The 11,828-nt window shown below is 72.1% G+C and carries 10 protein-coding genes; 4 read left to right on the forward strand and 6 right to left on the reverse strand.

What is annotated here, in order from left to right; genetic code table 11:
- Position 1: 1 nt before the first annotated feature.
- Positions 2 to 1,858 (reverse strand): autotransporter assembly complex protein TamA, encoded by a 1,857-nt coding sequence (locus tag JMJ55_RS16510; RefSeq protein WP_202826679.1) that lies wholly within the window; start codon positions 1,856 to 1,858, stop codon positions 2 to 4.
- A 64-nt stretch (positions 1,859 to 1,922) separates the two neighbouring features.
- Between JMJ55_RS16510 and JMJ55_RS16515 the strand changes: the two genes are divergently transcribed.
- Positions 1,923 to 3,077 carry an amidohydrolase gene (locus JMJ55_RS16515; protein WP_202826680.1) on the forward strand — a complete coding sequence of 385 codons (1,155 nt, stop codon included), beginning with the start codon at positions 1,923 to 1,925 and terminating at the stop codon, positions 3,075 to 3,077.
- Between the two features lie 135 nt (positions 3,078 to 3,212).
- The gene (locus JMJ55_RS31620) at positions 3,213 to 3,338 is read left to right on the forward strand and encodes a hypothetical protein (RefSeq protein WP_268885324.1); all 126 of its coding nucleotides are present in this window, start codon (positions 3,213 to 3,215) and stop codon (positions 3,336 to 3,338) included.
- Here the strand turns inward: JMJ55_RS31620 and JMJ55_RS16520 are convergent.
- Positions 3,335 to 4,354 (reverse strand): P1 family peptidase, encoded by a 1,020-nt coding sequence (locus JMJ55_RS16520; RefSeq protein WP_202826681.1) that lies wholly within the window; start codon positions 4,352 to 4,354, stop codon positions 3,335 to 3,337. The genes JMJ55_RS31620 and JMJ55_RS16520 overlap by 4 nt on opposite strands.
- 62 nt (positions 4,355 to 4,416) lie before the next feature.
- On the opposite strand from JMJ55_RS16520, the gene JMJ55_RS16525 reads away from it, so the two are divergent.
- On the forward strand, positions 4,417 to 4,881 hold the full coding sequence (locus JMJ55_RS16525) for a GNAT family N-acetyltransferase (RefSeq protein WP_236033764.1): 465 nt from the start codon (positions 4,417 to 4,419) through the stop codon (positions 4,879 to 4,881).
- Here the strand turns inward: JMJ55_RS16525 and JMJ55_RS16530 are convergent.
- Entirely contained in the window at positions 4,839 to 6,188 is a 1,350-nt protein-coding gene (locus JMJ55_RS16530; RefSeq protein WP_202826683.1) for a radical SAM/SPASM domain-containing protein, read from the reverse strand. The two genes, JMJ55_RS16525 and JMJ55_RS16530, sit on opposite strands and share 43 nt — an antisense overlap.
- Entirely contained in the window at positions 6,185 to 7,138 is a 954-nt protein-coding gene (locus JMJ55_RS16535) for an alpha/beta hydrolase fold domain-containing protein (protein WP_202826684.1), read from the reverse strand. The genes JMJ55_RS16530 and JMJ55_RS16535 overlap by 4 nt, the downstream gene beginning before the upstream one ends.
- A 69-nt stretch (positions 7,139 to 7,207) precedes the next feature.
- Here JMJ55_RS16535 and JMJ55_RS16540 point away from each other — a divergent pair, with 69 nt between their 5' ends.
- Complete coding sequence (locus JMJ55_RS16540; protein ID WP_202826736.1) at positions 7,208 to 9,856, forward strand: bifunctional acetate--CoA ligase family protein/GNAT family N-acetyltransferase; 2,649 nt, start codon at positions 7,208 to 7,210, stop codon at positions 9,854 to 9,856.
- Here the strand turns inward: JMJ55_RS16540 and JMJ55_RS16545 are convergent.
- A complete protein-coding gene (locus JMJ55_RS16545) occupies positions 9,853 to 10,737 on the reverse strand; it encodes a helix-turn-helix domain-containing protein (RefSeq protein ID WP_202826685.1) in 885 nt (294 codons plus the stop codon). The two genes, JMJ55_RS16540 and JMJ55_RS16545, sit on opposite strands and share 4 nt — an antisense overlap.
- A 203-nt stretch (positions 10,738 to 10,940) precedes the next feature.
- A complete protein-coding gene (locus JMJ55_RS16550) occupies positions 10,941 to 11,828 on the reverse strand; it encodes a 2-hydroxy-3-oxopropionate reductase (protein WP_202826686.1) in 888 nt (295 codons plus the stop codon).

The raw sequence follows: 11,828 nt of genomic DNA on the forward strand, positions 1-11,828 counted from the left end.
GCTAAAAGGCCTGCCCGATGCCGACATAGAGGCCGTAGCCGGAGGAATTCGGCTCCCGGATCACGGGCAGGGCGACATCCGCCCGGATCGGCCCGATGGGGGTGTAATAGCGGAGGCCGAGCCCTGCCCCGACCCGGAGGTTGGAGGTATCGGGCAGCGACCCGGTGCCGACCGTGCCGGCATCGACGAAGACCACTCCGCCGATATCGCCCCAGACCCGCTGCCGCCATTCCACACTGGCTTCGAGAAGGCTGGCGCCGCCCGAGGGCTTGTTGCGCTCATCCCGTGGCCCGATCGACTGGTAGTCGAAGCCCCGCACCGAGCCGCCGCCGCCGGCATAGAAGCGCATATGACGCGGCACGCTGCCCCGGCCCGACCCCATCAGGGAGCCGAGCGTGCCGCGGACGGCGAGGATGCTCCGCCGGTCGCCGAACACATCCCAATAGGTGCTGCCGGTGATCCGCACCGGCAGGAAGGGCTCACTCTCGCGGAGGCTGTAGGAGGGGGTGACAGTCCCATCCGCTCGCCAGCCCTTGGACGGGTCGAGAAGGCTGTCCGTCCCGTCATAGCGGGCGCCGAACAGGACGCCTACGATCTGGTAGGGGCTCAGCTTGCCGTCCGGTGGCCCGATCGAGCCGAATTCCGCCATGGGCCCGGCGCGGACCGTGAGTTGGTCGCTCAGCCGCCGCTCGAACAGGATGGAGGCGGCGAGGGCGTCCCGGTCATAGGCTTCCAGCCTTTCCCGCAGCGCGCCGATGGTGGCGACGAGGGTCAGGTCGCGGCCGAAGATGCCGGGGCTGCGATAGGTGGCGGCGGTGCGGTAGGTCATCTGGTCGACGCCGCCGCCGGTGCCGATCCGCGCCACCTCGCCCTCCAGCCGCAGCCGCTCGGCGCCGCCGAAAAGATTGCGGTGTTCCCAATAGACCCGGATCGAGGGGCCGTAATTGGTCTCATAGGCGGCGGTCGCGCCCACCGCATGCCGGGCCCGCTCGGCGACGGTGAAGGTGACGGGCAGCCGGCCTTCGGCATCCAGCCGCTCCGCCGCCCGCGCCCGCACCGAGCCGAAGGGGCCGAGCGCCATCAGCTCCTGCCGCTGTTTCTCCAGCCGCTCGGGGCTGTAGATGTCGCCGGTCATGTGCCCGGCTTGGCGGCGGAGGAAATCGGGATCGACCCGTACCGCGCCTTCCACCTGTGGCGGGGCGAAGGTTGCGACCGGCCCGGGGGCAAAGCGCCAGGCGATCTCCATGGTCTTGCTGCCATGATCGACCAGGGTCTCCCGCCCCGCCTGGCTCGCCAGGGGATGGCCGGCCGCCAGCAGCCGGTCGAGCATGGTCCGCTCGGCGGTCAGCACCGGCTCGGCCCGCGCCACATCGCCTGGCGCGATGCCGATCGGGGTAGCCAGCACCTGGTTGATAGACGGCTGCTCGGCGGGGGTGGTGGCGCGGATGGAGATGCTGCCGATCCGATAGGGCGTGCCCGGCTCGGCCGTGATCCGCACCGGCACCGGCCGCTCGGGCGGGTTTTCCAATCGGATCGGCAGATCAGGATTGCCGAGCGGCAGGCCAGCCAGGGTGATCCGGGCGACGCCGCCCCAATAGCCCTCGGATTGCAGCGCCTGCTGCAGCCGCTCCCGGTCGCCCTCGGCGCGTCCCAGCACGCCGCCGGCACTGGTCGGCGCCTGGTCCTGCAGCGCGACGAGCTGCGAGACGGCGCGGAGGGCGGCGTCGAGCCGGCTGTCGCCGGTCGGCGCGATCTCGACCCGATAGGGCAGGGTGGCCGGATCGCCATCCTGCGCCAGGGCGGGCGAGGCGGCGAGCAGGGCCAGGAGCAGGAGGATGGAGCGCAAGCGGGACAACACGGGGGCGAAAGCATCCTCCTATGCCAGGGTTCCCTCGGCAGATAGGGCGGATTAGGGTTCTTTCATGGATCAAGCCCTCGCCGATACGCTCACCACCTGGCGCCGCCACCTGCATGCGCATCCCGGATTGACCCTGAACGAAGGGGAGACCGCCGCCTTCGTCGCCGCCCGGCTCAAGGAAATGGGGATCGAGGTCACTGAAGGTGTCGGCGGCCATGGCGTGGTCGGCACGATCCGCCGCGGGGCCGGGGGCTCCAACCGCTCGGTCGGGCTGCGCGGCGACATGGATGCACTGCCGATCCAGGAGCAGAACGAGTCGCTGCCCTATCGCTCCACCATCCCCGGCGTGATGCATGCCTGCGGGCATGACGGGCATACCACGGCGCTACTCGGTGCCGCCGCGCTGCTGATGCAGGATCCGAACTGGACCGGCACCGTCCAGCTGGTCTTCCAGCCGGCCGAGGAGGGCGGCGGCGGTGCCCGGTCGATGATCGCCGACGGGCTGTTCCAGCGCTTCCCGATGGAGCGCATCTTCGGCTGGCACAACTGGCCGGGGCTGGAGGCCGGGACCGTGGCCGTGCATGAGGGGCCGGTCATGGCCGCCGGCGCCCGGTTCGAGATCGCCTTCACCGGCCATGCCGGCCATGCCGCCCTGCCACATCTGACGCGCGACCCGATGCTCGGCGCCGGCCACGCCATCGTCGCCCTGCAATCGATCGTCGCCCGCAATATCGACCCGATGCAGGCGGCGGTGGTCAGCGTCACCGTGGCCGAGGCCGGCGAGGCGCAGAACCAGGTCCCGAACCGCGCCGTGCTCAAGGGCACCGCCCGCTGGCTGCTGCCGGCGACCGGTGAGGCGATCGAGGCCGGCATCCGCCGCGTCGCTGCCGGCATCGCCGCCACCTTCGGGCTGGAGGCCGAGGTGCTGTTCCGCATCGGCGTCGAGCCGACCGTCAACCATCCGGCCGAGCGGGAACTGGCGGCCGCCGCTGCCGCGGCGGTGACCCCGCTGCGCCGTGACATGGCTCCGGCCATGACCGGGGAGGATTTCTCCTTCTTCCTGAAGGAAGTCCCCGGCGCCTTCGTCTGGATCGGCAATGGCCCGGGCGAGGGCGGCTGCGAGCTGCACAACCCCGCCTATGACTTCAACGACGCCATCCTGCCGGCGGCGAGCGGCTTCCTGGCCGAGGTGGCGAAGCGGGCCCTGGCCGGGGGCTGACCATCCACCACATGGATGGCGGCCATCCGGACTCCGGCTTGGCCTTTCGCCATGGGCGGCACGATCTTCCTGGCCAAGCAAGGCCGGCCCAAGCGGTCAACCCATGGGGTCGGCCCCGGACCAGGAGATCGAATCATGCGTGCCATCGCCCATGCCGCCACCGACCACGTCGGTGAGGCTGCCACTTACGCCGCCGCCGCGGCCTATTTCACCGGCTTCGTCCTTGCCATCGAGGTGGCGCTGAGCAAGCTGGTCTACTAGGCGGCGACGGTCCCGTCCTCCCCGAGGTCGCACCAGCCCGGCCGATCGCCCACCGCCGTTGCGTGATAGACCCCACGCGCCACCGCCCGCGCCAGGGTCTCCGCCGCCAGATGGCCGAGCCGTGCGAGCATGGCCGGGCCGCTGAGCGGAATCCGCCCGGTCGCCAGGGCGAAGACGCTGTCCCCATCGAAGGGGGTGTGGATCGGCCGGATCGACCGCGCCAGCCCGTCCTGCGCCATGATCGCCAGCCGTTGCAGCTCCCCCTTCGACAGCGCCGCATTCACCGCCACCACGGCGATGGTGGTATTGGCCATCGGGTTCAGCGCCGAGCCGAGCGGCAGCGGCATCTCCGGATCCGGCCGCCAGCCCGGCGAGGGGGCGCCGAGGCCGCCGAATTCCGTGCCCATCTCGTAAGGCCAAGCCCAGAAATGCCGGCTGCCGGGCATGACCGTGCTGCCGAAGCTGTTCACCGCGACCAGCGCGCCGACCTGCACCCCATCCGCGGTCACGCAACTGGCGCTGCCGAGCCCGCCCTTCACCCGCCCGGCCCGGGCGCCGACCCCAGCCCCGGCATTGCCCAGCGCGAATTCCTCGCCCACTGAGGCCAGTGCCGTCCGGCCGAGCGCGGCATAGGGCGGCGTCTCGCCCCAAGCCTTGTCGCCGCCATTCATCAGGTCGAACAGGATCGTCCCCGGCACCACCGGCACGGTCGCCCCGCCGAAGACGACGCCCCGCCCGCGTGACCCGAGCACCGCCACCACCGCCCCCGCCGCATCCAGCCCGTACATCGAACCGCCGGAGAGCACGATCGCATCGACGGTATTGCCGAGGCTCGCCGGATCCAGCGCGTCGATATTCAGCGTGCCGGGCGCCCCGCCCCGCACATCGGCGGCGGCGGCGCAGCGCTCGGCCGGGTAGATCACGGTGGTGCCGGTGCGAACCCGATGGTCCTCGGCATTGCCGACGAGGATGCCTTCGACATCGGTGATGAGGTTGCGCGGGCCGGGCTGGATCATGGCGGGAAGCCTCGCATGCCGCCCGGCTTCGCGCTATCCGCAGCGGCATGCGCTGGCGCCCGATGACCAACGCGGACCTGCCCGCCGTCCTGGCCCTGGCCGCGGCGCTGCATCCGCATCACCCCGAATCCCCCGCCGTCTTCGCCGAACGCCTGGCCCTGGCGCCGGAGGGGTGCTGGGTGCTGGGCGAGGGTCGGGGCTATGCGGTCGCGCATCCCTGGGCCGGCGCGCCGCCGCCGCCGCTCGACACGCTGCTCGGCGCCCTTCCGGCGTCGCCGGACGCGCTGCACCTGCACGACATCGCCCTCGAACCCGGGATGCAGGGGGCCGGCCATGCGGCGGCATTCGTCGCGGATTTGCTGCGCGATGCCGAAGGCCGAGGCCTCCGGCGGGCGACCCTGGTCGCGGTCGATGGGAAGGATGCCTATTGGGCCCGACAGGGCTTCCGGCCGCTGCCCGGGGCGGCCGGCCCGGCGCTCGCCAGCTACGGCCCCGATGCGGTGGCGATGGCCAGGCTTCTCGCCTGAGCCTCGGCGCGGGAGGCTGCGGCCGCGGCCTGGGTCGCCGCGGGATCGTCGAACAGGCAGGTCCGGCAGCCCTCGATCTGCTGCCAGTCGCGGTGGCGGAGCTGGCGGAACAGCCTCTCCCGCCGCGCATCGGCCAGGATCGTGTCCAGCGGCGCCGTCGCCAGGGAGCCGAGATTGCTGCGCTTGGCGAAGTCGTTGCAGCAGGTCAGCACCCGCCCATCCCAATCGACGATCAGGTCATAGGCGAGATCCTGGGTGCAGGCCCCCGTCACCGGCGAGAGATGCAGCGCCGTCACCGCCGGGTCGAGATTGGCGCGGTTGGTGAAGGACTGATGCTCCACCCCACCGCCACCGAGCCGCCGCCACCAGGCTTCGAGATCGGCGATCTCCGCCCGGTTCCGCTGGTGGACCGGCAGGGCGAGGATCGCCTTCGGCCCGGCCAGCGCCACCAGCCGCTCGACCCGGGGGATCACCTCGGCGAAGCGCAGCGGCGCCATCAGCGCCTCATAGGTCTCGGGGACCAGGGATTCGACATGCACCCCGATGGAATCCACCGCCTCGACCACCGGCGCCTGGCGGGGCACGAAGGCGGCGCCGGTGGTGCTGACCGTCACCGGGACCCCGGGCAGGAGGGCTTTCAGCCGGCGGATGCGCTCGGCCAGGCGGCGGTCGATCAGCGGGTCGCCGAACAGGCCGAAGCCGATGCCGCCGATCGGCAGGCCACAGGTGGCGAGCCCCTCGGCCAGCCGCTCGAAGATCGCCTCCGCCATCACCTCGCCCCGCGGCACCGGGAGCCAGGGCTTGTTGGTCGGGCAATGCAGGCAGGAGGCGGTGCAGATGCCGCTATTGCCGACCATGACAAAGCGGATGCGATCCAGCGGCCAGAGATTCAGCCGCCCATGCGTCCCCGACCAGTCCAGCGCCTGCCCCGGCACCGCCCGCTGCAATTTGGCCGCCCGTAAATAGAAGCTGCCGGCGCGGGTGGAGGCGGTCAGCCGCAGCGTCACCCGCTGCGGCGCTTCCAGCGTGAAGGCCATCATCAGGTGGTCGGCGGCCTCGGGCGTCTCCGCCGCGACCGGCCAGCTTACGGTGGCGAGCACCTCGCCCTCCTGACCCAGGATCTCGGCCGTGACGCTCTGGCCCGGCGGCAGGTCGGGCGGCAGCATGAGCTGGATGCGCCCGGCCATGGTGGCGGCCGGCAACGGGACGCTGCGGCTGTAGAAGCAGCCGGGGCCGTGCGGATCGGGCAGTGCCGGGCGGTGCCGCGGCGGCGGCGTTACCTGTTCGAAGAGGATGTCCTGAATCATGCCGATCCAAGTCTAGCACACAGCCAGGCGGCGGCGGTGGCAACGGATCGGTCCGCGGCGCCGACATGGCCAAGGGCACGCAGGAAGCCATGCACCGTGCCGGGAAAGAGCGCCGTCTCCAGCGGCACCCCGGACGCCTGCAGCCGCGCCGCCATGGCGTGGTTCTCATCCACCAGCACGTCGAGCTCGGCGATATGCATCAGGCAGGGCGGCAGGCCACGGAGATCGGCGCGGATCGGCGCCGCCACAGGGTTGAGCCGGTCGGAGGGGCGCGGTGCATAGACGCTCCAGTAGAAGCGCATCCGCTCCTCGGTCAGGCCGTAGCTGGTGGCGAATTCGCGGTAGCTCGGCCGGTCGAAGCGGCAGTCATAGACCCCGTAATTCAGCAGCAGCCCGCGCAACGGCACCGGTGCCCCGCCATCCCGCAGCGAGAGGGCGAGGCCGGTGGCGAGGTTGGCCCCGGCGGAGTCGCCCCCGACCACGATCCGCCCCGGATCGAGCCCCCAGGCCGCACCTTCGGCGGCAATCCAGCGCAGCACCGCCTCGCATTCCTCGAGCGCCTGGGGGAAGACCGCCTCCGGGCTCAGCGCGTAATCCGGCCCGATCACCGCGCAGCCGGCCGCGACGGCATATTCGCGCATCAGCCGGTCATGGGTGTCGATGCTGTTCCAGACCCAGCCGCCGCCATGCAGATAGAGCAGCACCGGATGCGGCCCGGGTCCGGCAGGCAGGTGGACGCGGCACTGGATGCGCCGGCCGCGCACCGGCAGCCAGCGATCCTCGCTCACGGCCGGCGCCGGCCCGCCGGCGGAGAGCGGGACGTTCAGCGCCTCGGTCAGGGCGCGCGGCCGGTCAAAGGGCAATTCCAGGCAAATCGGCGGCAGGGCGGCGGCGCGCTGCTCCATCATTGCGTTGAAGGCTGCCATCTCCGGATCCAGCCGCGGGTCCATCCTGCCTCTCCTGTCCTGGGTGGCGCATGGTTGCCGCCCGGCCGGGCCCGGTCCATCCTGCGCCGCACCATGCCGACAACCCTGCCGCGCAGCCTCGTCAAAGGCTATCATCCGGCGGCCCTCTTCCGGCCCCGCAGCCTGGTCCTGATCGGCGACCCGGTGCAGCCGGAAGCGCCGATCCTCGCCGCGAACATCGCCGCCGGTGGCTTCCGCGGCAATGCCTGGGCCATAGGCATCGAGGCGCTGGGGCTGCGCCCGGTCGAGTCGGTCGAAGCCCTGCCGGAGGCCCCCGACCTCGCGGTGCTCTGCCTGCCGCCCGCGGCGCTGGAGCCGACCATGGCGGCGCTGGCCCGGCGCGGCTGCCACGCCGCCATCATCCCCGGCCCGGCGCCTGACCTCGGCGCCATCTCCGCCCGGACCGGAGTGCGCGCCCTTGGCCAGGGCAGTTTCGGCCTCTGCATTCCGGCGATCGGGCTGAACGCCTCGCTCTCGCATATCGCGCCGGCGACCGGGCGTTTGGCCCTGGTCACCCAATCCGCCGCGCTCGCCCGCGCCGTGCTGGACTGGGCGGCGGCGGAGCGGCTGGGCTTCAGCCATGTCATCGGCATCGGCGGCAATGCCACGCTCGGCTTTGCCGCCAGCCTCGACTGGCTGGCGCGGGATGCGGCGACGGGGGCGGTGCTGCTCGACCTGCGCCGGGTGCGCAATCGCCGTGCCTTCATCTCCGCCGCCCGCGCCGCCGCCCGCACCCGGCCGGTGATGGCGATCCGCGCCGGCGGGCGGACCGCGGATGCCAGCGGCCTCGATGATGCGGTGATGGAGGCGGCGTTGCGCCGCGCCGGCGTGCTGCGCCTGGCGGGGCTCGAGGATCTGCTCGCCGCCACCGAGACCCTGGGCCGCGTCCGCCTGCGCCCGGCGGCCCCTGGCCCGCAGGGGGAGCCGCCGGCGACGCGGATCGGGATCGTCACCAATGGCATCGGGCTCGGCCATCTCGCCGCCGATGCGGTAATCGCCGGGGGCGGCACGCTGGCCAGGCTTCGGCCTGAATCCCTGGCCGCCTTCCAGGTGCTGATGCCTTCCGGCTGGGTGGTGGGCAACCCGCTCTCCCTCGGCCCGCTGGCCGGTCCGCGCCTGGCCGAGGCCGCCGCCATGCTGGCCGGGCTGCCGGAGGTGGATACGGTCCTCGCCCTGCATGCCCCCGCGCCCGGCGAGGCGCCGCCCGATGCCGCCGATGCCGCGGCCGAGGCGATGATCGCCGCCGCCCGGGCCGGCGGCGGGCGGGCGGCACCGATCCTGGTCGGCTGGGTCGGCCAGGCGACCGCGGGCCGGCAGCGCCGCGCCATGGCGGAGGCCGGCCTCGCCGTCTTCGCCACGCCCGAGGCGGCGGCGCGCGGCGCACTGCATCTCGCGGCCGATCGGCGCAACCGGGCGGCGGCGGCCGAGCTGCCCTCGCGCGAGGTGCTGGAACTGGCGCCCGACCGCGCCGCGGCCCGCCGGATCCTGGCCGGCGCCCGTGCCGCCGGGCGGCTGGCCCTGACGGTGGAGGAGGGGCTAGGCCTGCTGGCCGCCTATGGCATCCCCGCCGTGCCCGGCCGCCGCGCCGCCGGGCCGGAAGAGGCAGCGGCCGCCGCCGCCATGCTCGGCTTCCCGGTGGTGGTGAAGGTGCTGAGCCCCGACATCCCTATGAAGAGCGAGATCGGCGGCGTCGTCGCCGGCTTGGCCAGCGCCGAGGCGGTGCGGGCGGCAGCCCAGACGATGTTGGCCCGCATCCCGGCCGCCCGGCCCGGCGCGCGGATCGAAGGGCTGCTGGTCCAGCGCCAGGCCGCCCGGGCGCTGGAGCTGCGACTCCGCCTTGGCGAGGAGGCGATGTTCGGCCCCTGGATCGGCTTCGGCCCCGGCGCAAGCTTCGCCGCCGTGGCCGGCGAGGAGGGGCTGGACCTGCCGCCGCTGAACCTCGCGCTGGCGCATCAGCTGATCGCCCGATCCGGCGCCGCCCGCCTGCTCGCCGGCTTCCGCGGCCGCCGGCCCGCCGACCATGGCGCGGTGGCGGAGGCTCTGGTGCGGCTGTCCCAGATTGCCGTCGATTTCCCCGAGATCGCCGGCCTTACCATCGACCCGCTTTTCGCCGATGCGGATGGCGTGCTGGCGGTGGATGCGGCCTTGACCCTGCGGCCGCAGGGCGAGGTGGGGGAGCTGTCGATCCCGCCCTATCCGGCGGAGCTGGCCCGGCCCTTCCGCCTGCGCTCCGGCGAGGTGCTGGAGATTCGCCCCATCCGGCCCGAGGATGCCGCGGCCCTGGCCGAGGCTTTCCGCCGCCTCGACCCCGAGGATATCCGCCGCCGCTTCTTCTCGCCGCTGAAGGAGCTCTCGCCGGTGCTCACCGCCCGCCTCACCCAGATCGACTACGACCGGGAAATGGCCTTTGTCGGCTGCACCGCGGACGGGGCGATCCAGGGCGTGGCGCGGCTGATCCGGGACCCGATGGCGCCGGCCGCGGAATTCGCGGTGATCGTCGCCAAGGCGATGAAGGGGCAGGGCCTCGGCCGGCACCTGATGGAGCGGCTGTTCGAATGGGGCCGCGAGGCGGGCGTGACGGAAATCGCCGGCCAGGTCCTCACCGAGAATCGGCCGATGCTGGAATTCGTCCGCCGACTCGGCTTCAGCCTCCGCCGCTCCCCCGAGGAGGAGGAGGTGATGGAGGCGCGCCTTCTTCTCTAGCCCTGTTCGGCGCGGGTCGCCGCGATCAGCTCCCGCACCCGCGCCGCGGCGGTGCTGCCCTTCAGCGCATCGCGCCAGGCCGTCTCGGCGACCCGCTGATGGACGGAAATCGCCTCATCCGCCGCAGTGATCATGGCGACGCCGAGGCCGGCGGTGGGCGGCGCATCGGGCGGGAAGGGGCTGCCGACCACATGCGCGCGGTCGCGGCCGCGCAGCACGATGAAATTGCCCGAAGGGTCGGGCCCGGCAGTCAGGCCGAGCTGGAGGCCGATGGGGACGCTTTCCATCAGATTGGCAATGCTTTCCGCCTCGGTCAGCGCGGCGGCGCGGCAGCGGGACCGGCTGCGCTCCGGCAATGGGATGCCGGCGGCGACGCCATCCTGCAGGAAGCGCCGGAGCGCGCCTTCGGAGAGGATGCCGATGATGTTCGGCCGGCGCTGCTGGTGGACCTTCTTCCGCGCCGCCAGCAGGCCGAGCGCCTGATCGGCCATGGCCCGCGCCGGCACCCGGTCGGGCGCAGCATCGGCCGCCTCGGTCCAGGCCTCGGCCAGGGCGCCTTCGAAGGCTTCGGTGGAGACCTGGTAGCAGAGCGCACCGCCGACCATCAGGATCTGGTCGGCCTGTTCCTCGACCTGGCGAAGCCGTTCCTGAAAGGCGACGGGACGGGAAAAATACTCGACTCCGATCCCGAGCAGCGACAGCGGGGAAATCTTCAGCAGTTCGGCCAGCCGCCGGATCGTATCCAGCTTGATGACCTCGCCCTTCTCATAGCGGTAGAGCGCAGCACGGGAGACGCCCAGGCGGGCGGCGATTTCCTCTGCCCGCAGGCCGGATTCCAGCCGGTAGGCCCGCAATTGCTGCCCGATATCCGCAAACCGCATAGTCGCCTCCGAGACGTCTCAATGCCTTGCCATTTTGGCCGCGCCATCTGGACCTGAAATGGTTAGCTTTTTGAGAAGATATCTCACGCCGATGACGGAACGCGCAAAAGCTTGCCGCGCACCGATGCCGAAATCAAGTAACTGAGATCATTGCAACGCTTCTTCATGGGGCCGCGGGCCGTTCGCCTGCGGCCCCATGCGCGTCAGCCAGGCTCGGCCGCGACCGGATGCGCCGCCATCACCTCCAGCGCCTTCACCAGCCCGGAATGGTCGAGCTGCCCGCCGCCGGCGGCGATGCAGGCCGAGAAGAGCTGCTGCGTCGAGGCAGTGTTCGGCAGCGCCACGCCCAGCTCCTTGGCCGAGGTCAGGGCCAGGTTGAGGTCCTTCTGGTGCAGGACGATGCGGAAGCCCGGATTGAAGGTCCGCTTGATCATCCGCTCGCCATGGAGCTCGAGGATGCGGGAGGTGGCGAGGCCGCCCATCAGCGCCTGGCGCACCTTGGCCGGATCGGCGCCGGCCTTGCTGGCGAAGACCAGCGCCTCGCCCACCGCCTCGATCGTCAGGGCGACGATGATCTGGTTGGCGACCTTCGTCGTCTGCCCGGCACCGTTCGGTCCGACCAGGGTGATGTTCTTGCCCATCGCCTCGAACAGCGGCTTGGCGCGCTCGAAGGCCTTCTCCTCGCCACCCACCATGATGGTGAGGCTGGCCTGCTTGGCGCCGACCTCGCCGCCCGAGACCGGGGCGTCGAGATAGTCGCAGCCGAGGGCATTGACCTTCCCGGCGAAGGTCTTGGTCGCGGTCGGGCTGATCGAGGACATGTCGATCACCAGCTTGCCGGCGGACAGCCCCGCCGCCACGCCGCCCGGGCCGAACAGCGCCGCCTCGACATCCGGGGTATCGGGCACCATCAGGATGATGACCTCGGCCGCCTTGGCGACGGCGGCGGCGTCGGCGGCAACGGTGAAGGCCGCGCGCGACTCGGCATCGAGGCTCCGCCGCTCCGGCACGATGATCTCGTGGCCCGCAGTCTTCAGATGCCCGGCCATGGGCTTGCCCATGATGCCGAGGCCGATGAAGCCGATCTTCAT

Origin of the sequence: Belnapia mucosa (genome assembly GCF_016775475.1) — a bacterium.
In the GTDB taxonomy this organism is placed as follows: domain Bacteria; phylum Pseudomonadota; class Alphaproteobacteria; order Acetobacterales; family Acetobacteraceae; genus Belnapia; species Belnapia mucosa.

Excerpts from the sequence above, each read along its gene's own strand:
- JMJ55_RS16515 (WP_202826680.1), top strand. The coding sequence starts at position 1,923 with ATGGATCAAGCCCTCGCCGATACGCTCACCACCTGGCGCCGCCACCTG.
- JMJ55_RS16545 (WP_202826685.1), bottom strand. The coding sequence starts at position 10,737 with ATGCGGTTTGCGGATATCGGGCAGCAATTGCGGGCCTACCGGCTGGAA.
- JMJ55_RS16550 (WP_202826686.1), bottom strand. The coding sequence starts at position 11,828 with ATGAAGATCGGCTTCATCGGCCTCGGCATCATGGGCAAGCCCATGGCC.
- JMJ55_RS16535 (WP_202826684.1), bottom strand. The coding sequence starts at position 7,138 with ATGGACCCGCGGCTGGATCCGGAGATGGCAGCCTTCAACGCAATGATG.
- JMJ55_RS16525 (WP_236033764.1), top strand. The coding sequence starts at position 4,417 with ATGACCAACGCGGACCTGCCCGCCGTCCTGGCCCTGGCCGCGGCGCTG.
- JMJ55_RS31620 (WP_268885324.1), top strand. The coding sequence starts at position 3,213 with ATGCGTGCCATCGCCCATGCCGCCACCGACCACGTCGGTGAGGCTGCC.
- JMJ55_RS16530 (WP_202826683.1), bottom strand. The coding sequence starts at position 6,188 with ATGATTCAGGACATCCTCTTCGAACAGGTAACGCCGCCGCCGCGGCAC.
- JMJ55_RS16540 (WP_202826736.1), top strand. The coding sequence starts at position 7,208 with ATGCCGACAACCCTGCCGCGCAGCCTCGTCAAAGGCTATCATCCGGCG.
- JMJ55_RS16520 (WP_202826681.1), bottom strand. The coding sequence starts at position 4,354 with ATGATCCAGCCCGGCCCGCGCAACCTCATCACCGATGTCGAAGGCATC.